Here is a 22,367-nt window from a genome sequence, read left to right as displayed (position 1 = left end):
GATCTGTTGCGCCCCTTCCCCATCGCCCTTGGCCCGCTTCACACCCTTCATTGCTTTTGTCGTATACGCCCCGTTGTCGGGTCGACTGTCAGTGGCGCCGCCTACGGTTCCTCTTGATCGGTGGACAGCAAGGGGGAGTTGTGGCGGCGACGCAGACGGAGGGGACGCGGGCCCCCGCATGGCGCGGGGGATTCGGCAGGCTGTGGACGGCCGCCGTGCTCTCCCGCTTCGGTGATGCGCTGCGCACGGCCGCACTGCCGCTCCTCGCCGCCTCGCTCACCGACGACCCCCTGCTCATCGCTTCCGTGACGGCCTGCGGCTATCTGCCGTGGATCGTCTTCGGGCTGCTCGGCGGCGCACTGGCCGACCGTGTTGACCAGCGGCGCGCCATGGGGACCGTGGATCTCGTGCGCGGTCTGCTGGTGGCAGCCTTCGCGGTGGCCGTCGGGACGGGCCACGCCTCGATCGGGCTGCTGATCGCCCTGGCCCTCGTCCTCACCACGCTCCAGACGCTCTTCGACAACGCCGCCACCGCGCTGCTGCCCGCCCTGGTGGACGCCGAAGCGCTGGGCAGCGCGAACACACGGCTGCAGACCGGAGGACAGATCGCCGGTGGACTGCTCGCCACCCCCCTGGTGCCCCTTGCGCTCGCCGCCGGAGCCGCGGCGCCCTTCGCCGTCGACGCCGCGACCTATCTGACGGCCGCCGCGCTCGTGGCGTCCCTTCCCTCCGCGCCGCCACGGCGGCCGCGCCCCACCGGGAGCACCCTGCGCGCCGAGGCGGCGGACGGGATGCGCGCGCTGTGGCGCGACCGTGCGCTGCGCGGTCTGTGCGTGGCCACCGCCCTCTGCAACGTCGGCATGGGCGCCCTGATCGCCACTCTGGTCCTGCTGGCGACCCGCTGGCTCCACGCGGGCAACGCGGGCTACGCGGCGGCGATGACCGCGTACGCCGTGGGCAGCCTTGCCGGGGGAGTGCTGGTACGGCCGCTCGCGGCACGCATCGGCCGGATACGCAGCGTGCTCCTGGCCGGGCTCGTCCAGACAGGTGCGCTGCTGGCCATGGGTACGATCAGGAGCGTCGCCGCTCTCACCGCCGCACTCGCGGTCTTCGGGCTGATGGGCATGGTCTGGAACGTCAACCAGGTGACCCTGATGCAGCAACGCAGCCCCGAGGGAATGCTCGGCCGCACCAGCTCCGCCTATCGCACGCTGGCGATCGGCGGCGCCCCGGTGGGCGCCGTGCTCGGCGGGGCCGTCGCCGCCGCGTGGGGACCGAACACGCCGCCGCTCCTCACGGCAGCGCTGTTCGGGTGTGCCGTCATCGCACTGCTACCTGGCCTTAAGCCGGACGGTGCCGGGTCTTGACTCCACCGACAGCGGACAGAGGGCTCATACCGGTCCCTGATCAATTAGGTTGGGGGTGCAGCGGGGCACTGTACGTACGCGGGTACGAGAGAAGGCTGAAGTCGGAGATGAACGCAGAAAGCCGCACCAGGCTCAACCGGACGCCCGAATGGGCGGCTCTGGCCAAACACCGCGAGGAAGTCGACGGAGCGTCCCTCCGTGAGCTGTTCGCCGCGGACCCGGCGCGCGCCTCGAACTACACGCTCCAGGTGGGCGACCTGCACGTCGACTACTCCAAGCACCTGGTGACCGACGAGACACTGCGGCTGCTGCGCGACCTGGCCGCCGCGACCGACGTGTTCGGGCTGCGGGACGCCATGTTCCGCGGCGAGAAGATCAACACGACCGAGAACCGCGCCGTGCTGCACACCGCGCTGCGCGCGCCGCGCGATGCGGTGATCGAGGTCGACGGAGAGAACGTCGTGCCGCGGGTGCACGCCGTGCTCGACAAGATGGGCGCCTTCGCCGATCGGGTGCGCTCCGGCGAGTGGACCGGCTGCACGGGCAAGCGCATCAAGAACGTCGTCAACATCGGCATCGGCGGCTCCGACCTGGGCCCCGCGATGGCGTACGAGGTGCTGCGGTCCTTCACCGACCGTGACCTGACGGTCCGGTTCGTGTCGAACGTCGACGGGGCCGACCTGCACGAGGCCGTGCGGGACGCGGACCCGGCCGAGACACTGTTCATCATCGCCTCGAAGACGTTCACCACCATCGAGACCATCACGAACGCGACCTCCGCCAAGAACTGGCTCCTCACCGAGTTGAGGGCCGGTCAGGAAGCGGTCGCCAAGCACTTCGTGGCGCTGTCGACGAACGCCGAGAAGGTCGCCGACTTCGGCATCGACACGGCGAACATGTTCGAGTTCTGGGACTGGGTCGGCGGGCGCTACTCGTACGACTCGGCGATCGGCCTGTCCCTGATGATCGCCATCGGGCCCGACCGGTTCCGCGAGATGCTGGACGGCTTCCACCTCGTCGACGAGCACTTCCGCACCGCACCCCCGGAGTCCAACGTCCCGCTGCTCCTCGGGCTGCTGGGCATCTGGTACGGCGACTTCCACGACGCCCAGTCGCATGCCGTGCTGCCGTACTCGCACTACCTGTCGAAGTTCACGGCGTATCTGCAGCAGCTGGACATGGAGTCCAACGGCAAGTCCGTGGGCCGCGACGGGCTCCCGGTGGAGTGGCAGACCGGCCCGGTCGTGTGGGGCACCCCGGGCACGAACGGGCAGCACGCCTATTACCAACTCATCCACCAGGGCACCAAGCTCATCCCCGCCGACTTCATCGGCTTCGCCAACCCGGTCCCCGAGCTGGAGCCCGCGCTGGCCGCCCAGCACGACCTGCTGATGGCCAACTTCTTCGCGCAGACACAGGCGCTGGCGTTCGGCAAGACGCCGGAGGAGGTGCGGGCCGAGGGGGTGCCGGAGGAGCTGGTGCCGCACAAGACGTTCCCCGGCAACCGCCCGACGACGACCATCCTCGCCAAGAAGCTCACCCCCTCGGTCCTCGGCCAGCTCGTCGCGCTGTACGAGCACAAGGTGTTCGTCCAGGGCGCCGTCTGGAACATCGACTCCTTCGACCAGTGGGGCGTCGAGCTCGGCAAGGTCCTCGCCAAGCGCATCGAGCCCGCCCTGACGGAGGGCGCCGAAGTGCCGGGCCTGGACGGGTCGACGAAGTCGCTCGTCGCCAAGTACCGGGCGCTGCGCGGGCGCTGAGCCCTGACCCTCGAAGGCCGGACCCCTGCCCCGTCGGCGGGGGTCCGGCCTCGTGCGGGCCGGGCCCCCGTCCGGCCGGTGGTGCCCGGTGCGCCCGGGCCCGGGCCACGGCGCCGAGGGTCAGGCCACGGCGCTGAGGGTGTCCGCGAGCCGGCGCCGGGCCGCGTGCGCGGCGGGCAGCGTGGCGAGCGCGGCGGCGCCCGCCACGGCGCCGACGCCGAAGAGCAGCAGCAGAGCGGGGGAGGGAGCCTGGGCGATCCCGGCGCCGATCCCGCTCGACCGCCCCTGGGCGTCGATCAGCCAGTGCGCGAGGGGCACCCCCAGCGCCGTGGCCAGCGCCACCGCCGCCAGCGCGGTGCAGCCGGTGGCCGTCACCGTGATCGCCGTGATCTCCCGGGGCGAGAGCCCGATCGCCTTGAGCGCCAGCAGATCCCGTTCGCCCTCGCGCACCGCACCGCCGATCGAGGTGAGCAGCTCGATCAGCCCGATCATGGCGAGCACGGCGATCAGCCCGACGACGACCCCGCGCAGCGGGGAGAGCCCGTCGGCGGGGTTCGTCACCGGGTGCACGTCCAGCCGCCCGTGCGACACCCGGGTCAGGGCGGCGCCGACCGCGCGGGCGTCCACGCCCGGGTGCAGGCGCAGCTGGTACAGGGTCGGGCGGAGCCCCGGGTCGTTCTCGCGCAGGGTGTCCAGTGAGGTGGAGATGACCCGGCCGCCGTTCTCGGGCTCGATGCTGCGGCCGACGATGTGGAGGATCTGCGGGGTGCCGCCGACGGTCACGCGCACCCAGTCGCCGACCCGGACGTGCAGCAGATCGAGCAGACCCTGCCCAGCGACGGCCTCGTCGGGCCCGTGCGCCGCGCGTCCCTCGGCCAGCGAGAAGGGGTACGGATGCTGCTGGGTGCCGAGCCCGCGCAGCGCGATCGTGCCGGTCTGGCCCGGTACCAGGGCCGCCACCTCGACCCCCGGATGGACGTCCGCGACCTGCGGGTTCCCGGCGAGCAGGGTCCGTGCGCGCTGGTCTCCCAGAGTGTCGTCGGCCCGGGCGGTGAGCGCGGCGGCGAGGCCGTACTGCTGAGGCCTGCTGTGGAAGGCGTCGATGGTCGTCCAGGCGCTCAGCGCGACGAGGATCAGCAGCAGCGGCAGCGTGAGCCGGGCGATCGTGGCCAGCGAGCGGGGGCGGCGTGCGAACGCCCGGTGCCAGCCGAGCACCAGCGCGGGCGGCACCCGCAGCTCCAGCGCCCTGCGGGCGGCACCCGTCAGCCGGCCGCCCAGCGGCGCCGCGGGCCGTGGCACCGGCACCGGTGGCACCCGCCCGGCGCGCCAGGCCGCGAGACCGGTCGTGGCGCCGATGAACAGCACCGCCGCCACCGGCACCCCGAACAGGGCCGCGGCATGGCCCGGCAGGCCCTGCCAGACGCCGATCGCGTCGCCGAGCCGCCCGGGGATGCCGCTGCCCAGGGCCTGGGTGACCACGGCGGCGGCGACCGCCCCGAGCAGGGCGAACGCCAGATGCTGCACGAGGAAGGCGCGGACCACCTGGCCGGGGGTGAAGCCGACGGCCTTCAGCACGGAGATGTCCCGCAGATGGCCGCGGATACGGGTGGCGATCGCGCCGTACACCGCGAGACCCGCGGCCAGCAGTGCGCCGAGCCCGAAGAGACCGAGCACCTGACCGAGGAGCCGGTTGTCGCCCTGCGCCTCGGCGCGGGCCTGCTGCCAGTTGGAGACCTGGGTGACCGCTCCGGCGCCCAGCGTGGTGACGGCGCGCTGCACCAGGTAGTCCGTGTCGCCGGGATCGGCGAGCCGCAGCCCCACGACCTGCCCGGGCCGGCCCCCGGACCGGCTCACCACGGACGGCGGGGCCCAGACCACGCCCGCCCGCTCGCCGGGGCTGTAGCGCGGCTCAGCGCTGTCGGCGACACCGAGCACGGTCAGCGACCGGCCGTTGCCGGGCAGCGCGAGGGTGTCCCCGGGTTCCGCCCACAGCGCGCGGGCGAGGCTGCTCTCCAGGACCACGCCGTCCGGGGTGCCCGGGTCCAGCCACTGGCCGGAGACCAGGAGCGGCCGGCCGGTGGCCGGACGCCCGGCCGTACCGCGCAGCTCGACGGAGGCACGGGTGCCGCGCGACTCCACGGTCGTGGACGCCGTGCGGTACGGGCCGGCCGTGGACACGACACCGTCGAGCGCCGCGAGCCGGCCCGAGTCGGCACCGGACCCGGTGTGGATCCACACATGGGCGCCCCGCGACTGCGTGAAGACCCGCTGCCAGGGGTTGGTGGCATAGCCGAACAGCGCCGCCGCCAGCAGCAGCGAGGCGACGATCCCGGCGGTGGCGAGCACGATGAACAGTGCCTCGCCACGGTGCGTACGAAGATCGGCGTGCGCCCAGCGCAGGGTGGCCCGCACGCCGCTCAGCCCTTCATCCGGTCGTGCACGGCCGATCAGTCCCTCAGCTCGAGCACACCGGACGTTCCGGTGCCGCGCGGCGGTGTGCCGCCCAGCTCGGCGTCGTCGGCTATCCGGCCGTCGAAGAAGCTGATCACCCGGTCCGCGGCGCTCGCGAGCCGTGCGTCATGGGTGACCAGCAGGATCGTCTGGCCCCGCGCGTGGAAGCGGGACAGCAGCCGCATCACCTCGCGGGTGCCCTTGCTGTCCAGGCTGCCCGCGGGCTCGTCGGCGAGGAGGAGCGCCGGGTGGTTGACCAGGGCCCGGGCCAGGGCGACCCGCTGCTGTTCGCCGCCGGACAGCTCGCCCGGCATGCTGCGCTCCTTGCCCTCCAGGCCCAGCTCGGCCAGCAGCTTCTCCCGCTCGGAGCGCGCCTGCTTCGGGGAGATCCCGGCGAGCAGGGCGGGCAGCTCGACGTTGTCCGCGACCGACAGATTGGAGACCAGGTTGAAGAACTGGAACACGATGCCGATGCTGCGCCGGCGCAGGGCCGCCCAGCGTGCCTCGCTGTAGGCGTCGGTGCACTCACCGTCCAGCCAGAGGCTGCCGCCGTCCGGCCGCTGGAGTCCGCCGAGCAGATGCAGCAGCGTCGACTTCCCGGCGCCCGACGGCCCGGTGACGGCGACGAACTCGCCGCGCCGCACGGACAGGTCGACACCGCGCACGGCCCGGGCGGGTGCGCCCTCGCCGTGGTGGGTCTTGACCAGGCGCTCCGCCCGCAGCAGGGGAGCCGGTGTGTCGCTCACTCCAGCTCCTCCAGCTCTTCCTGACAGCGCTCCAGCCAGTCGAGGTCGGCCTGGAGATGCAGCATCGCGCCCTCGATGAGGAGCTGGGCGATGCGGTTGTCCCGGTTCTCGGCCGCGGCGAGCTTCGACAGATTGCGCATGGTGTTCAGGTACTGGCGCCGCTGCTTGTTGATGAGGGTGATCTGATCGGCGAGACCGGTCTGCGGCGCGAGCGCGAGCTTCATGAAGAACTCGTCCCGTACCCGCGGCTCGTCCGCCGCCTCCTCGAACCAGGCGTGCAACGCCTCCCGCCCGGCATCGGTGAGGTGGTAGATCTTCTTGTTGGGCCGGCTCGACTGGGCGATCTCCTCGCCCGCGATCAGTCCGGCCTTCTCCAGCCGGCCCAGGGTCACATAGATCTGGCCGACATTCGGCTGAGGGTACGCGGCGCCCAGCAGTTGCTCAAGGTCCTGCTTCAGCTCGTATCCGTGGGCGGGCCCGCGCGCGAGGAGAGCCAGGAGAGGCAGGCGCACGTGTGCTCTCCTCCTCAAAACCTCGTAATGTGCTGCTGGCCCTAGTATCGCCCATGCCTAACGGGTATACATGGCCCCTGTCGCCGGACGAAGCCGACCGGAGCCGGGTGCCACAGGGAGGAACCTATGCGGTGGATACGCGCCGCCGGTAGGGGTCTCCTCGTCTTCGCGGTGCTGCTGACCGGGTACGTTGCCACGGGCACCCCGGCGGACGGCGCCCGAGGGTCCGGCCGGGGCCCGATCACGCTGGCGACGGCCGGGGACCTCACGGGCTATCTCGGCCCGCTCCTCGACGGCTGGAACCGCGCGCATCCCGACGAGCGGGTCACCCTCGTCGAACTCCCGGACTCCGCGGACGAGACCCATGCGCAGATGACGACCGACCTGCGCTCCGGTGACCGCGGCCGCTTCGACGTGCTCAACATCGATGTCGCCTGGACCTCGGAGTTCGCCGCCGCGGGGTGGATATCGCCGCTGGCGCGCGACCGGTTCCCGCTGGGCAGCTTTCTGCCGCCCGTCGTGGACACGGCGACGTACGACGGAAAGCTGTATGCCGTCCCTTATGTGACGAATGCCGGACTTCTTCTGTATCGCAAGGACATCCTCGCCAAGGAGGGCGTCGCGCCGCCGCGCACCTGGGCCGAACTGGAGCAGCAGGCCCGGACGATCGCGCCGAAGTACGGACTCGACGGGTACGCGGGCCAGTTCCTCCCCTACGAAGGCCTCACCGTCAACGCGGCCGAGGCGGTCTACTCTGCGGGCGGCACGATCCTCGGCGACGAGGGCGAGCGCGTCACCGTGAACTCCGCCGCCGCCCGGCAGGGCCTGGGGTTCCTCGCCCGCGGTGTGCGCGACGGCTGGATCCCCGAGAAGGCGCTCACGTACAAGGAGGAGGAGTCGCGGAAGGCCTTCCAGGACGGGCATCTGCTCTTCCTGCGCAACTGGCCGTACGCCTACGCCAGCGCCTCCGCCCCGGGCTCCGAGGTCGCCGGCAGGGTCGGCGCCGTTCCCGTGCCGGGCCCCCACGGACCCGGCACCAGCGTGCTCGGCGGTTCCAACCTCGCGGTCAACAGTCACGCCCGTCATCCGCAGTCCGCCGCCGATCTGATCGCGTACCTCACCAGTGAACGTGTGCAGCGGCAGGTCCTCACCAAGGGCGCGCTGCCGCCCGTGCGGGCCGCGCTGTACCAGGACCCGGCGCTGATCAGGAAGTTCCCCTATCTGCCGACCCTGCGCGCGAGCGTGCTCGCAGCGGCGCCGCGCCCCAAGAGCCCGCGCTACGACCAGGTCAGCCTGGCGGTGCAGGCGGTCGTGCACGACGCGATGACCGGCCACCAGACGCCGGAGGCGGCCGTGCGCCGCCTCGCCCGCGAGCTTGCGGAGATCGCCCGCCGGGGCTGAATCCCGGAGCTCGATTCCTTCTTCTAGTTACATGTTAGGTATCCCAGCCTGCCTTCGCCAGGGTCTCCGGCGGGGAAATTACTGGACATAAGCACACCAACTCCCTGGCACTTCTTGCCTACTCGTTGACACCCGCTCGACACGTCTACTTAACATGCATGCATAACCATCGGCACGCACAGACAGGTCAATGGGTGAACACGCACCATTGGTGGCGCGACGCGGTGATCTACCAGGTGTACGTCCGGAGCTTTCTGGACAGCACCGGGGACGGCGTCGGCGATCTCGCGGGAGTCCGGGCCGGACTGCCGTATCTCAAGAAACTCGGCGTCGACGGCATCTGGCTGAGCCCGTTCTATCCGTCGCCGCAGCACGACCACGGATACGACGTGGCCGACTACTGCGACGTCGACCCGCTCTTCGGCGACCTCGCCGAGTTCGACCTGCTCATGGCCGACGCCCGGCGGCTCGGCATCCGGGTGCTCCTGGACATCGTCCCCAACCACTGCTCCAGCGAGCACCCCTGGTTCCGCGAGGCGCTGACCGCCGCGCCCGGCAGCGCCGCCCGCGCCCGCTTCCACTTCGCCGAGGGCCGCGGCCCGCACGGCGAGGAGCCGCCCAACAACTGGCACGCCATGTTCGGCGGACCCGCCTGGACCCGGACCACCGGGCCGGACGGCACCCCCGGCCAGTGGTACCTGCACATGTTCACGCCCGAGCAGCCCGACCTGAACTGGCGCAATCCCGAGGTCGGCGCCCACTTCGACCAGGCGCTGCGCTTCTGGCTCGACCGCGGCGTCGACGGCTTCCGGATCGACGTGGCCGCCGGACTGTTCAAGCACCCGGACCTGCCGGACTCGCCGGACCCCGAGGCCGACGCACGCACCCGCGACTCGGTCAATCCGCTGGCCTGGAACCAGCCCGAGGTGCACGACGTGTGGCGGCACTGGCGCTCCGTGTGCGAGGAGTACACCGCACGTGACGGACGCGAACGGCTGCTCGTCGGCGAGGTGTCCGTGCCGACCGCACGCGAACACGCCCGGTACGTCCGCCCCGACGAACTGCACCAGGCCTTCTTCTTCGACCTGCTCGGCGCCTCCTGGGACGCGGACGCCTTCCGCAAGGTCGTCTCCGAGGCCATGCAGGACATCGCCGGCACCGGATCGACGGTCACCTGGGTCCTCAACAACCACGACCAGGTCCGCACCGTCACCCGGTACGGGCAGTCCGGCACCGAGGGCAGCGGACTCGGCGCCGCCCGCGCCCGCGCCGCCGCCCTGCTGATGCTCGCGCTGCCCGGTGCCGCGTACATCTACCAGGGCGAGGAACTGGGTCTGCCCGAGGTCGTCGATCTGCCGGACGAGGTCCTCACCGACCCGATCTTCCGCCGCACCGGAAGCCGCGCCCGGATACGCGACGGCTGCCGCGTCCCACTGCCGTGGTCGGGCCACGCCTCGCCGTTCGGCTTCACCTCCGGTGCCGAGGGCGCCAAGCCGTGGCTGCCGCAGCCCGAGTGGTTCGCCGAGCACGCCACCGACCGGGCGCTCGCCGACACCCGTTCCTTCTGGCATCTCTACCGCGACGGCCTCCATCTGCGCGCCGGACTGCCCCAGCTCGGCGAAGGCACCCTGCGCTGGATCAGGGCCGCGCCCGACGTCCTGGCCTTCGTCCGCGGGGACAGCCTGGTCTGCGCCGTCAACTTCGGCACCGCACCCGTCCCCGCCCCGGTCGCGGGCGCCCCGCTGCTCGCCAGCGGCCCGTGCCCGGCGGGCGTCCTGCCCGGCTCCACCGCGGCCTGGTGGATCGCAGACACCTCGGACCTCTGAGGCCCCCTCGATTTCCCCGGCGTTCCACCCGACCCCTCCCTCCGCTCCACCCCTGGCCCCCTCCTCACTCCGCTCGAAGGGACATCACCATGACTCCGCGACGAAGCACCACACTGCTTGCAGGCTGCACCGCACTCGCCCTCGCGCTCGGCGCCACGGCCTGCGGCGGCGGCCCCGTCGGCCCCGCCGGCGGCGGCGACAAGGCGCTGAACGGCCAGACCGTCACCGTCGCCGGCGTCTGGTCCGGCAGCGAGCAGAAGAACTTCCAGAAGGTCCTCGACGCCTTCACCGAGAAGACCGGCGCCAAGGTCCAGTTCGTGTCCACCGGCGACAACGTGTCCACCGTCGTCGGCAGCAAGATCGAGGGCGGCAACGCCCCCGACGTGGTGATGGTCCCCCAGGTCGGCGTGCTCCAGCAGTTCGCGAAGAAGGGCTGGCTCAAGCCGCTCTCGAAGAAGACCGAGCAGTCCGTCGACACCAACTACGCGAGCGTCTGGAAGAAGTACGGCAGCGTCGACGGCACCCTCTACGGCCTCTACTTCAAGGCCGCCCACAAGTCGACCGTCTGGTACAGCCCCGACGCCCTCGACCAGGCGGGCGTCAAGCCCCCCAAGACGTACGCGGCGCTGCTCAAGGCCGGACACACCGTCTCCGACTCGGGCCTGCCCGCCTTCGCGGTGGCCGGCCAGGACGGCTGGACCCTCACCGACTGGTTCGAGAACATCTACCTCTCCCAGGCCGGGCCCGAGAAGTACGACGCACTCGCCGCCCACCGGATCAAGTGGACGGACCCGACCGTGGTGAAGGCGCTCACCACCCTCGGCTCCCTCTTCAAAGACAAGCAGCTCGTCGCGGGTGGCGCCAAGGAGGCACTGAGCACCGACTTCCCGGGCTCCGTCGAGAAGGTCTTCGGCCCCAAGCCCCAGGCCGGCATGGTCTACGAGGGCGACTTCGTCGCCGGCGTCGCCAAGGACCAGTTCGGCAAGAAGATCGGCCAGGACGCGAACTTCTTCCCGTTCCCCGCGGTCGGCGGCGGCAAGGCCCCGGTCGTCAGCGGCGGCGACGCGGCGGTCCTCCTCAAGGACGGCAAGAACCAGAAGGCCGCCACGGCGCTCCTGGAGTACCTGGCGACCCCCGAGGCCGCGGCCGTCTGGGCCAAGGCGGGCGGCTTCCTCTCCCCGAACAAGAAGCTCGACCTCGCCGCGTACGGCGACGACGTCACCCGCAAGACCGCCAAGTCCCTGGTCGCCGCGGGCAATTCGGTCCGCTTCGACATGTCCGACCAGGCCCCGGCCGCCTTCGGCGGCACCAAGGGCATGGGGGAGTGGAAGCTCCTCCAGGACTTCCTGCGCGACCCGTCGAACCCCAAGGCGACGGCGGGCCGGCTCGAGGCCGCGGCCGCCAAGGCCTACAAGGGCTGATACGACATGACCGCCGTCACCGCCGCCCCCGCCAAGACCTCGGGGCCCGGCGACGCGCCGGCCACCGACCCGCGGCGCCGCGCCAGGCGCCGCGGGCGGGTCGTCGCCGTCGCCTTCGTCCTGCCCGCCCTGCTGCTGCTCGGCGCCCTCGTCGTGTACCCGGTGCTGTTCTCGATCGGCCGCAGCTTCTTCGACGCCTCCGGCACCCGCTTCGTCGGCGGCGGCAACTACAGCGAGATGTTCCACGACCCGGCCACGCTCAAGGCCATCCGCAACAGCACCATCTGGGTCGTCGTCGCCCCCACCCTGCTCACCGGTCTCGGCCTGATCCTGGCCGTCCTGGTCGAGAAGGTCCGCTGGGCGACCGCCTTCAAGCTGCTGCTGTTCATGCCCATGGCGGTCTCGTTCCTCGCCGCGGGCATCATCTTCCGCCTCGCCTACGACGACGACCCGAACAAGGGCGTCCTCAACGCCGCGGCCGTCAGCGTCCACGACGCCTTCGAGGGCGCCTCCTCCTACCCGACCGCACGCGCCCGCGACGGCCAGGGCCTGGCCGGAGCTGCCGACGGCTCGTACCGTACGTCCGCCACGGCGTCCCCCGGCCACACCGTGCGGCTCGGACTGGTCGGCGTACGCCCCGACGAGCTGCCCGCGGGCGCGAAGCCCGCGTACCCCGCCGCGCACCGGACGGCCGGCGCGCACGAGCTGCGCGGTGTCGTCTACCTGGACTTCACTCCGGGCGGGGGCGGCAAGCAGGGCGCCGTCGACAGGTCCGAGAGCGGACTGCCGAAGATGACGGTCGAGGCGGTGCGCGACGGGAGGACGGTCGCCACCACCGGCACCGCGGCCGACGGCTCCTTCTCCTTCGACGGCCTCGCCGCCGGCCCCTACACGCTGAAGCTGCCCGCGGAGAACTTCGCCCAGCCCTACCAGGGCATCTCCTGGCTCGGCCCCACCCTCGTCACGCCGGCCATCATCGGCGCCTACCTCTGGATCTGGACCGGCTTCGCCATGGTCCTCATCGGGGCAGGACTCGCCGCCCTGCCGCGCGATGCGCTGGAAGCCGCCCGGATGGACGGCGCCAACGAGTGGCAGATCTTCCGGCGGATCACCGTGCCGCTCCTCGCACCCGTCCTGACCGTCGTCTTCGTGACCCTCGTGATCAATGTGATGAAGGTCTTCGACCTCGTCTACATCATCGCGCCGGGCCCCGTGCAGGAGGACGCCACCGTCCTCGCCACCCAGATGTGGCTGGTCTCCTTCGGCGGCGGCAACAACCAGGGGCTGGGCAGCGCCCTCGGCGTCCTGCTCCTCCTCCTGGTGATCCCCGCGATGGTGTTCAACGTCCGCCGCTTCCGCAGGAGTCAACGATGAACCGGATCACCCGATGGCTCGGCAGCGGCCTCGTCCAGGCGTCCCTGGTGGTCGTCGCCCTGATCTGGATGACCCCGCTCGCCGGGCTCTTCCTCTCCTCGCTGCGCTCCGCACGCGACAGCGCGGGCAGCGGCTGGTGGACCTCCCTGGCCAGCCCCGGACAGCTGTCCTTCGCCAACTACTCCGCGCTGCTCGGCAACGCCGGAATGACCAGGGCCTTCTGGAACACGGTGCTGATCTCGGTACCGGCCACCGTCCTCGTCGTCGTCATCGCCGCGCTCGCCGGATACGCCTTCGCCTGGCTGGACTTCCCCGGCCGGGACCCGGTGTTCCTGCTCGTGGTGGCGCTGCTGGTGGTGCCGATGCAGATCGGACTGCTGCCGGTGGCCAAACTCTTCGGCCAGCTGGGGCTGTTCGGCACGATCCCCGGCGTGGTCCTCTTCCACGTCGCCTACGGGTTGCCCTTCGCGGTCTTCCTGCTGCGCAACTACTTCGCGGAAATGCCGAAGGAGATGCTGGAGGCGGCGCGCATGGACGGCGGGACCGAGTGGCGCATCTTCACCCGGCTCGTGCTGCCGGTGGGCCGACCGGCCATCGCCAGCCTCGCCATCTTCCAGTTCCTCTGGGTCTGGAACGACATGCTGGTCGCCCTCCTCTTCGCCGACAGCTCATCGCAGCCGCTCACCGTCGAACTCCAGTCGCAGATACGGCAGTTCGGCAGCAACATCGACGTCCTGGCGCCCGGCGCGTTCCTGTCCCTCATCGTGCCGGTGGTCGTCTTCTTCGCCTTCCAGCGGCACTTCGTACAGGGGGTGATGGCGGGGTCGGTGAAGTGACCTCCGGCCGCTCGGCGCCGCGCCTCGACCTGCCTCCGGCCTCCGGACGGCCGGGTACGGGCGCGTCGACGGGCGGTCCTGCGGCGGCAACGCGGACATTGCGCTGCTGCACGAGCAGCGCAGGCTGACGGGCGGTCCGGGACGGATCAGCGCAGTGCACCGAGGCGAGGGGCCCGGAAACGCCGGAGGGGCTGGGTCGGTTCGGTGAACCGGCCCAGCCCCTCCGGCGCGTGAGGCGAACCGTTCGGAGTGAGACACGGACCCGCAGAGGCCGAAAGCCGGGTACGGGCCGGGAACAGGAGGGTGCGGAGGGGGAGCCCCCCTCCGCACCCTCTCAGGGTGAAGCCGGCGGGTACAGCGAGCGCGGCAGTTGGGAGGCCGCCGCCGCGTCCAGCAGCCACAGGGTGCGGCTGCGTCCGTGGGCACCGGCGGCGGGGGCCTGGATCTCGCCCGCGCCGGACAGGGCGATCGCCGCGGCCTGTGCCTTGTCGGCGCCGGCCGCGAGGAGCCACACCTCGCGGGCCGCCCGGATCGCCGGGAGGGTCAGCGAGACACGGGTCGGCGGCGGCTTCGGGGAGCCGTGGACGCCCACCACCGTGCGTTCCGTCTCGCGGACCGCCGGCATCTCCGGGAAGAGCGAGGCCACATGCGTGTCCGGGCCGACACCCAGCATGAGGACGTCGAAGGACGGCACGGGGCCGTGGTCCTCCGGTCCCGCCGCCTCGGCCAGTTCGGCCGCGTAGGCGGCCGCGGCCGCCTCCACGTCGTTGCCGTACGGACCGTCCGACGCGGGCATGGGGTGCACGCGCTTCGGGTCCAGCGGTACCCGGTCCAGCAGGGCCTCGCGGGCCTGCGTGACATTGCGCTCGGGGTCGCCCTCCGGCAGGAACCGCTCGTCGCCCCACCACAGGTCGAGCCGTGACCAGTCGACCGCGTCCCGGGCGGGCGCGGCGGCGAGCGCGGTCAGCAGGCCGTTGCCGTTGCGCCCGCCGGTCAGCACGACCGAGGCGAAGCCGCGGGCGGCCTGGGCGTCCACGACCTTCGTGATCAGCCGGGCCGCCGCGGCCTGCGCCATCAGCTCCTTGTCCCGGTGGACGACGAGCTGCGGAGCCGCGGTCACTTCGCCGCCGCCTTCTTCGCGGGTGCCTTGGCGGCCGGCTTCTTCGCCGTGCCCCCGCCCTTGCCGGTGTCCGCAGCCGGGTCCGCTCCGGGCGCACCGGCGCCGGACGGGGCCGACTGCTCCAGCCGGTCCACGCCGAACCGCAGCGCCGACGCGTAGATGTCGTCCGGGTCGAGCCGGCGCAACTCCTCCGCGATCAGCTCGGCGGTCTCGCGCCGCTTCAGCGCCACGGCGCGGTCGGGCTGGCCCTGGATCGACAGGGTCGCGAGGGACCCGTCGGCACGGTCCAGGGCGATCGCGCCGCGGTCGGTGTCCATCCGGACGGCGGTGAGGCCGGGCCCCGCCGAGACGGCGCGGTGGACGGGCACGTGGAGCCGGTCGGCGAGCCACATCGCGAGCAGTTCGACGCTCGGGTTGAACTCCTCGCCCTCCACCGCGACCGAGGTGACCCGGCACGGGAGCTGGTCCAGTGCGGCGGCCAGCATCGAGCGCCAGGGAGTGATCCGCGTCCAGGACAGATCCGTGTCGCCGGGCTCGTACGTCTCGGCGCGGGCGCCCAGCTCCTGCACCGGATCCTCGGTGGCGTAGGTGTCGGTCACCCGCCGCTGGGCCAGTGCGCCGAGCGGGTCGTTCGCCACGTCGACCGGCGCGTTGACCGGCCACCACACGACGACGGGTGCGTCGGGCAGCAGCAGCGGCAGCACGACGGACTGGGCGTGGTCCGAGACCTCGCCGTACAGCCGCAGCACCACCGTCTCGCCGGTGCTTCCCGCGTCGGCGCCGACCCGGACCTCGGCGTCCAGGCGCGAGGACGTACGGTCGCGGGGCGAGCGCGAGACGCGCCTGATCACCACGAGCGTGCGCGAGGGGTGTTCCCGGGACGCGTCGCTGGCGGCCTTCAGGGCGTCGTACGCGTTCTCCTCGTCCGTGACGATGACCAGGGTGAGGACCATGCCCACGGCCGGTGAGCCGATCGTCCGGCGTCCCTGGATCAACGCCTTGTTGATCTTGCTGGCGTTGGTGTCCGTAAGGTCGATCTTCATGGCCGGCGCCAGCTCCGTCCGTCTCGTGCGAGCATTTCGTCCGCCTCGACCGGGCCCCAGGTGCCCGCCGGGTACTCCGCGGGCCGGCCGTGCTTGTCCCAGTACTCCTCGATCGGGTCGAGGATCTTCCAGGACAGCTCGACCTCCTCGGTGCGCGGGAACAGGTTCGCGTCACCGAGCAGGACGTCCAGCAGCAGACGCTCGTACGCCTCCGGGCTGGACTCCGTGAAGGACTCGCCGTAGGCGAAGTCCATCGACACGTCCCTGACCTCCATCGAGGTGCCCGGCACCTTGGAGCCGAACCGCATGGTCACGCCCTCGTCCGGCTGGACGCGGATGACCAGCGCGTTCTGGCCGAGCTCCTCGGTCGCCGTGTGGTCGAAGGGGGAGTGCGGAGCGCGCTGGAAGACGACCGCGATCTCGGTGACGCGGCGGCCGAGGCGCTTGCCGGTGCGCAGGTAGAAGGGCACGCCGGCCCAGCGCCGGTTGTCCACGCCCAGCTTGATCGCGGCGTAGGTGTCGGTCTTCGACTTGGGATCGATCCCCTCCTCCTGGAGGTAACCGATGACCTTGTCGCCGCCCTGCCAGCCCTCGGCGTACTGCGCGCGGACCGTGTGCTTGCCGAGGTCCTTCGGCAGCCGCACCGCACCCAGCACCTTGGTCTTCTCGGCGGCCAGCGCATCGGCGTCGAAGGAGGCGGGCTCCTCCATCGTGGTCAGCGCGAGCAGCTGGAGCAGGTGGTTCTGGATGACGTCGCGGGCCGCGCCGATGCCGTCGTAGTAGCCGGCACGGCCGCCGATGCCGATGTCCTCGGCCATCGTGATCTGCACATGGTCGACGTAGGACCGGTTCCAGATCGGCTCGAACAGGGTGTTGGCGAACCGCAGCGCCAGGATGTTCTGGACGGTCTCCTTGCCCAGGTAGTGGTCGATACGGAAGACCTGGTCGGGCGCGAAGACCTCGTGGACGATCGCGTTGAGCTCCTTGGCGGAGGTCAGATCGTGACCGAACGGCTTCTCGATCACCGCGCGCCGCCACGAGCCGTTCGTCTGCTCGGCCAGCCCGTGCTTCTTCAGCTGCTGCACGACGTTCGGGAAGAACTTCGGCGGCACGGAGAGGTAGAAGGCGAAGTTCCCGCCCGTGCCCTGGGTCTTGTCCAGGTCCTCGATCGTGGAGCGCAGGGTCTCGAAGGCGTCGTCGTCGCCGAAGTCGCCCTGGACGAACCGCATTCCCTGGCTGAGCTGCTGCCAGACCTCTTCACGGAACGGGGTGCGCGAGTGCTCCTTGACGGCGTCGTGCACCTCCTTCGCGAAGTCCTCGTCCTGCCACTCCCGGCGGGCGAAGCCGATGAGGGCGAAGCCCGGCGGCAGCAGGCCACGATTGGCGAGGTCGTACACGGCGGGCATCAACTTTTTACGTGACAAATCGCCCGTGACGCCGAAGATGACCAGACCCGACGGCCCCGCGATGCGCGGGAGCCGTCGGTCTGCGGGGTCACGCAGCGGGTTGCTGCTTGACACAGTTTCAGCCCTCCGAAGGGGCGAGGCGCTGAAGTTCCGCCTCCGTCGACTTGAGCAGGTCGTTCCACGCCGTCTCGAACTTGTCGACGCCTTCGTCCTCGAGCAGCTGCACCACGTCGTCGTACGAGATGCCGAGCTTCTCCAGCGCGTCCAGGACGGTGCGGGCCTGCTCGTACGTCCCGGCGATGGTGTCGCCGGTGATCTGCCCGTGGTCGGCGACGGCATCCAGGGTGGCCTCCGGCATGGTGTTGACCGTGCCCGGGGCGACCAGATCGTCGACGTACATGGTGTCCTTGTACGCGGGGTCCTTCACACCGGTCGAGGCCCACAGCGGACGCTGCTTGTTCGCGCCCGCCTTCTCCAGGGCCAGCCAGCGGTCCGAGGAGAAGACCTCCTCGTAGGCCTCGTACGCGAGACGCGCGTTGGCGATGGCCGCCTTGCCGCGCAGCTCCTTGGCCTCGGCGGTGCCGAGGGTGTCCAGGCGCTTGTCGACCTCGGTGTCCACGCGGGACACGAAGAACGAGGCGACGGAACGGATCTTGGACAGGTCGAGGCCCGAGGACTTGGCCTTCTCCAGGCCCGCCAGGTAGGCGTCCATGACCTCGCGGTAGCGCTCCAGCGAGAAGATCAGCGTGACGTTCACACTGATACCGAGGCCGATGACCTCGGTGATCGCCGGGAGGCCGGCCTTGGTGGCCGGGATCTTGATCAGGGTGTTCGGGCGGTCCACCAGCCAGGCCAGCTGCTTGGCCTCGGCGATGGTGGCCGGGGTGTTGTGCGCGAGGCGCGGGTCGACCTCGATCGAGACCCGGCCGTCCTGGCCGCCGGTCGCGTCGAAGACCGGCCGCAGGATGTCGGCCGCATCCCGCACGTCCGCGGTGGTGATCATGCGGACCGCCTCGTCGACGGTGAGCTTGCGGACGGCGAGGTCGCCGAGCTGCCGCTCGTAGCCGTCACCCGACGAGATCGCCTTCTGGAAGATGGACGGGTTGGTGGTGACGCCCACGACGTGCTGCTGGTCGATCAGCTCGGACAGGTTGCCGGACGTGATCCGCTTGCGCGAAAGGTCGTCCAGCCAGATCGCGACGCCTTCCTCGGAGAGCCGCTTCAGTGCGTCTGTCATGAGGGGTTACATCTCCTACTTGGTCGTATGTCTGCGTCAGCGCTGAGCGGCGTCGATCGATTCCCGCGCGGCCGCGGCCACCGCATCCGCGGTGAACCCGAACTCGCGGAAGAGGACCTTGCCGTCGGCGGAGGCACCGAAGTGCTCCAGCGAAACGATGCGGCCCGCGTCACCGACGTAGCGGTGCCAGGTCAGGCCGATACCGGCCTCGACCGCCACACGCGCCTTCACCGACGGCGGCAGAACGCTGTCCTTGTACGCCTGGTCCTGCTCCTCGAACCACTCCACGGACGGCATCGAGACGACACGCGTCGGGATGCCCGCGGCCTGAAGCTGCTCGCGTGCCCCGACGGCGAGCTGCACCTCGGAGCCCGTACCGATGATCACGACCTGCGGCGCCGCGGTCCGTCCGTCGGACCCTTCGGCCTCCGCGAGGACGTAACCGCCCTTCGCCGTGTCCTCGTTGGGCTCGTACGTCGGCACGCCCTGGCGGGTCAGCACGAGGCCGTGCGGGGCGCCCTTGCCGAACTCCTTCGTCCAGCGGCGCTGGATCTCTCGCCAGGCGAGCGCGGTCTCGTTGGCGTCGGCCGGGCGTACCACGTGCAGGTTCGGGATGGCGCGCAGCGAGGCCAGGTGCTCGACCGGCTGGTGGGTCGGGCCGTCCTCGCCGAGGCCGATGGAGTCGTGCGTCCACACGTACGTCACCGGCAGGTGCATCAGTGCGGACAGCCGGACGGCGTTGCGCATGTAGTCGGAGAACACCAGGAAGGTGCCGCCGTAGACGCGCGTGTTGCCGTGCAGCGTGATGCCGTTCATCTCCGCGGCCATCGAGTGCTCGCGGATGCCGAAGTGGATGGTGCGGCCGTACGGGTCCGCCTCGGGCAGCGGGTTGCCCCCCGGGAGGAACGACGACGTCTTGTCGATCGTCGTGTTGTTGGAGCCCGCGAGGTCGGCCGAGCCGCCCCACAGCTCGGGGATGACCGCGCCGAGCGCCTGCAGGACCTTGCCGGAGGCGGCGCGGGTGGCGACGGACTTCCCGGTCTCGAAGACCGGGAGCTTCTCCTCCCAGCCGGCCGGCAGCTCGCCCGCGGCGATGCGGTCGAACTCGGCGGCACGCTCCGGGGCGGCGGTGCGCCACTCCTGGAAGGACTTCTCCCACTCGGCCCTGGCCTCACGGCCCCGGTCGAGTGCCCCGCGGGTGTGGGAGAGGACCTCGTCGGAGACCTCGAAGGTCTTCTCCGGGTCGAAGCCGAGGACGCGCTTGGTGGCCGCGACCTCCTCGTCGCCGAGCGCCGAGCCGTGCGCGGCCTCGGTGTTCTGCGCGTTCGGGGCGGGCCAGGCGATGATCGAGCGCATCGCGATGAAGGACGGCTTGTCCGTGACCGCCTTGGCCGCCTGGAGGGCCTGGAACAGCGCCTCGGGGTCGAGGTCGCCGTTCGCCTTCGGCTCCACCCGCTGCACATGCCAGCCGTACGCCTCGTACCGCTCGGCCGTGTCCTCCGAGACCGCGGTCTCGGTGTCGCCCTCGATCGAGATGTGGTTGTCGTCCCACAGCAGGATCAGGTTGCCGAGCTTCTGGTGACCGGCCAGCGAGGACGCCTCGTGCGAGATGCCCTCCTGGAGGCAGCCGTCACCGGCGATGCAGTAGACGAAGTGGTCGAAGGGGGAGGACCCCGCGGCGGCGTCCGGGTCGAACAGACCGCGCTCGTAGCGGGAGGCCATCGCCATGCCCACGGCGTTGGCGACACCCTGGCCCAGCGGGCCGGTCGTCGTCTCGACGCCCACCGTGTGCCCGTACTCGGGGTGGCCGGGGGTCTTCGAACCCCACGTCCGGAACGCCTTCAGGTCGTCCAGCTCCATGCCGAAGCCGGCCAGGTACAGCTGGATGTACAGGGTCAGGGACGAGTGGCCCGCGGACAGGACGAAACGGTCACGGCCGGTCCAGTCGGCGTCCGCCGGGTCGTGCCGCATCACCTTCTGGAAGAGGGTGTACGCGGCCGGAGCCAGGCTCATCGCCGTACCCGGATGGCCGTTGCCGACCTTCTGTACGGCGTCCGCGGCCAGGACACGTGCGGTGTCGACGGCTCGCTGGTCCACATCGGTCCACTCGAGATCTGTGGTGGTCGGCTTGGTGCTCACCCTGGGTCAGGGCTCCTCTCCACATGTCGAATGCCGGTGCTCTCTGCGTTCACCGGCCGCTGTCGAGCCTACCCCCGAGAGAACGCGCATTTTTTCGACTCATTCCAGACTGCCGGGACCGGGGCGCATCCGCATCGCGACAAACGATTCTGCGTGTTCACCATGTGAATACGGCGCCGCTCAAATGGATGCTCAGGAATCATCCAGATGAATTGGCGGACGCTCATCTGGACGGTCGATTCGTGGGGTGATGGCACCGTCCGTCCGGGTCGTGCCCGCCCCCGCCGCCGCCCCCGGCCCCGTCCCGGCATCCCGCCCAACACGACCCCACCCCGGCGAAGGGCGAGGTATGGGCAACGTCTAGAGTGGCGTGGTACGCGCGAGCCTTTACCGGGACTTCACTTCCGTCCGTCGTCGGGCTCGCTGGGATGTCTCTGTCAGGGGTGTGCGTGACGGCCGTCGAATCCCGTCCAACGGATGGGGGCACCGCCCATGCCTTCAAGGCCATGGGGGAGCTCGGGACGAACAGCAGCCCAAGCCACCGGCCGTTCGGGGCCCGTGTCAAGGCGTTCGTGGCACTGACCAAGCCGCGGATCATCGAGCTGCTGCTGATCACCACCGTGCCGGTGATGTTCCTCGCCGAGCAGGGCGTGCCCGACCTCTGGTTGGTCCTGGCGACCTGCGTGGGCGGCTACCTCTCCGCCGGCGGCGCCAACGCGCTCAATATGTACATCGACCGCGACATCGACGCCCTGATGGACCGCACCTCGCAGCGTCCGCTGGTCACCGGCATGGTCTCGCCGCGCGAGGGCCTGGTCTTCGGCCTCACCCTCGCCGTCGTCTCCACGCTGTGGTTCGGGCTCCTGGTCAACTGGCTGTCCGCCTGGCTGTCGCTCGGGGCGCTCCTCTTCTACGTCGTCGTCTACACGATGATCCTCAAGCGGCGTACCGCGCAGAACATCGTGTGGGGCGGCATCGCGGGCTGCATGCCGGTGCTCATCGGCTGGTCGGCCGTCACGGACTCCATGTCGTGGGCCGCCGTCATCCTCTTCCTCGTCATCTTCTTCTGGACGCCGCCGCACTACTGGCCGCTGTCGATGAAGGTGAAGGAGGACTACGCGCGCGTGGGCGTGCCGATGCTCCCGGTGCTCGCCTCCAACAAGGTGGTCGCCCGGCAGATCGTCATCTACAGCTGGGTGATGGTCGCGGTGTCCCTCCTCCTGACGCCGCTGGGGTACACCGGCTGGTTCTACACCGCGGTCGCGCTCGTGACCGGTGGGTGGTGGCTGTGGGAGGCCCACGGCCTCCAGACGCGCGCCAAGGAGGGTCTGTCCGGAGGCAAGCTCAAGGAGATGCGACTGTTCCACTGGTCCATCACCTACGTCTCCCTGCTCTTCGTCGCGGTGGCGGTGGACCCCTTCCTGCGGTAGCCCCGGTCGGGGCGTGCAAGCTCTCCGTGCGCGCCCCTCGGACACCTCGCGAGCTGAAATTCACGCCGTGCATCACGCGGGCGCTGCCGGGACCCACGGCCGCGCCCGCAAATACTTCTGCGGGCTCCGTAAATCCGGGCGCTCCCGGCTCACCCCGGTCGCCAAAACCGAGCCGTCAGGGCGGCGGACAAATCGAAAAGCATCCGCCGAACCCGACCTGCCTCCGGCATATCCACCACTTACCGACGCTGCGCCGAACTCTCCTGTCCGACGAAGCCCGGCGTCGAATTCAGCCACT

Annotated in this window: 16 protein-coding genes; 8 read left to right on the top strand and 8 right to left on the bottom strand. The window is 70.9% G+C overall.

The features are described from left to right. Positions 1 to 140 precede the first annotated feature (140 nt). Complete coding sequence (locus ACWCP6_RS16500; protein WP_450933134.1) at positions 141 to 1,367, top strand: MFS transporter; 1,227 nt, start codon at positions 141 to 143, stop codon at positions 1,365 to 1,367. 107 nt (positions 1,368 to 1,474) lie between these two features. Continuing rightward, complete coding sequence (gene pgi / locus ACWCP6_RS16495) at positions 1,475 to 3,127, top strand: glucose-6-phosphate isomerase (protein ID WP_450933133.1); 1,653 nt, start codon at positions 1,475 to 1,477, stop codon at positions 3,125 to 3,127. A 120-nt stretch (positions 3,128 to 3,247) separates the two neighbouring features. On the opposite strand, the gene ACWCP6_RS16490 is transcribed toward pgi, so the two are convergent. From ACWCP6_RS16490 to ACWCP6_RS16480, 3 genes are read right to left on the bottom strand one after another with little or no spacing between them, the layout of a single operon-like run. Further along, a complete protein-coding gene (locus ACWCP6_RS16490; RefSeq protein ID WP_450933132.1) occupies positions 3,248 to 5,539 on the bottom strand; it encodes an FtsX-like permease family protein in 2,292 nt (763 codons plus the stop codon). Positions 5,540 to 5,574: 35 nt separating this feature from the next. Continuing rightward, positions 5,575 to 6,324, bottom strand: a complete 750-nt coding sequence (locus ACWCP6_RS16485) for an ABC transporter ATP-binding protein (protein ID WP_450933131.1) — start codon at positions 6,322 to 6,324, stop codon at positions 5,575 to 5,577. After that, the gene (locus ACWCP6_RS16480; protein ID WP_450933130.1) at positions 6,321 to 6,836 is read right to left on the bottom strand and encodes a PadR family transcriptional regulator; all 516 of its coding nucleotides are present in this window, start codon (positions 6,834 to 6,836) and stop codon (positions 6,321 to 6,323) included. The genes ACWCP6_RS16485 and ACWCP6_RS16480 overlap by 4 nt, the downstream gene beginning before the upstream one ends. Before the next feature lie 126 nt (positions 6,837 to 6,962). Between ACWCP6_RS16480 and ACWCP6_RS16475 the strand changes: the two genes are divergently transcribed. The 5 genes from ACWCP6_RS16475 (at position 6,963) to ACWCP6_RS16455 (ending at position 13,694) form a co-directional block, all read left to right on the top strand. After that, a complete protein-coding gene (locus ACWCP6_RS16475; RefSeq protein WP_450933129.1) occupies positions 6,963 to 8,237 on the top strand; it encodes an ABC transporter substrate-binding protein in 1,275 nt (424 codons plus the stop codon). Between the two features lie 158 nt (positions 8,238 to 8,395). Beyond that, positions 8,396 to 10,063 carry a glycoside hydrolase family 13 protein gene (locus tag ACWCP6_RS16470; RefSeq protein WP_450933128.1) on the top strand — a complete coding sequence of 556 codons (1,668 nt, stop codon included), beginning with the start codon at positions 8,396 to 8,398 and terminating at the stop codon, positions 10,061 to 10,063. Positions 10,064 to 10,152: 89 nt separating this feature from the next. Beyond that, positions 10,153 to 11,484, top strand: coding sequence for an ABC transporter substrate-binding protein (locus ACWCP6_RS16465; RefSeq protein WP_450933127.1), 1,332 nt, complete (start codon positions 10,153 to 10,155; stop codon positions 11,482 to 11,484). A gap of 6 nt (positions 11,485 to 11,490) precedes the next feature. Next, a complete protein-coding gene (locus ACWCP6_RS16460; protein ID WP_450933126.1) occupies positions 11,491 to 12,858 on the top strand; it encodes an ABC transporter permease subunit in 1,368 nt (455 codons plus the stop codon). Next, complete coding sequence (locus ACWCP6_RS16455; protein WP_450933125.1) at positions 12,855 to 13,694, top strand: carbohydrate ABC transporter permease; 840 nt, start codon at positions 12,855 to 12,857, stop codon at positions 13,692 to 13,694. The genes ACWCP6_RS16460 and ACWCP6_RS16455 overlap by 4 nt, the downstream gene beginning before the upstream one ends. Before the next feature lie 334 nt (positions 13,695 to 14,028). Here the strand turns inward: ACWCP6_RS16455 and pgl are convergent, their stop codons facing one another. The 5 genes from pgl to tkt are packed head-to-tail and all read right to left on the bottom strand — an operon-like array spanning position 14,029 to position 20,639. Next, positions 14,029 to 14,814 (bottom strand): 6-phosphogluconolactonase, encoded by a 786-nt coding sequence (gene pgl / locus ACWCP6_RS16450; RefSeq protein ID WP_450933124.1) that lies wholly within the window; start codon positions 14,812 to 14,814, stop codon positions 14,029 to 14,031. Beyond that, entirely contained in the window at positions 14,811 to 15,857 is a 1,047-nt protein-coding gene (gene opcA, locus ACWCP6_RS16445) for a glucose-6-phosphate dehydrogenase assembly protein OpcA (RefSeq protein ID WP_450933123.1), read from the bottom strand. The genes pgl and opcA overlap by 4 nt, the downstream gene beginning before the upstream one ends. After that, positions 15,854 to 17,377: a glucose-6-phosphate dehydrogenase gene (gene zwf / locus ACWCP6_RS16440; RefSeq protein ID WP_450933122.1), complete on the bottom strand. Its 1,524-nt coding sequence runs from the start codon at positions 17,375 to 17,377 to the stop codon at positions 15,854 to 15,856. Before zwf ends, opcA begins: the two co-directional genes overlap by 4 nt. A gap of 4 nt (positions 17,378 to 17,381) precedes the next feature. Further along, positions 17,382 to 18,500 carry a transaldolase gene (gene tal / locus ACWCP6_RS16435; protein ID WP_450933121.1) on the bottom strand — a complete coding sequence of 373 codons (1,119 nt, stop codon included), beginning with the start codon at positions 18,498 to 18,500 and terminating at the stop codon, positions 17,382 to 17,384. Between the two features lie 36 nt (positions 18,501 to 18,536). After that, a complete protein-coding gene (gene tkt / locus ACWCP6_RS16430; protein ID WP_450933120.1) occupies positions 18,537 to 20,639 on the bottom strand; it encodes a transketolase in 2,103 nt (700 codons plus the stop codon). A gap of 449 nt (positions 20,640 to 21,088) precedes the next feature. Between tkt and ACWCP6_RS16425 the strand changes: the two genes are divergently transcribed. Next, positions 21,089 to 22,069, top strand: a complete 981-nt coding sequence (locus ACWCP6_RS16425) for a heme o synthase (RefSeq protein ID WP_450933119.1) — start codon at positions 21,089 to 21,091, stop codon at positions 22,067 to 22,069. Positions 22,070 to 22,367: the final 298 nt, after the last annotated feature.

It is taken from the genome of Streptomyces sp. NPDC002004, from assembly GCF_053593975.1.
The sequence above is the reverse complement of the archived record's forward strand: the minus strand, read 5'-3'. Positions and strand labels throughout refer to the sequence as shown.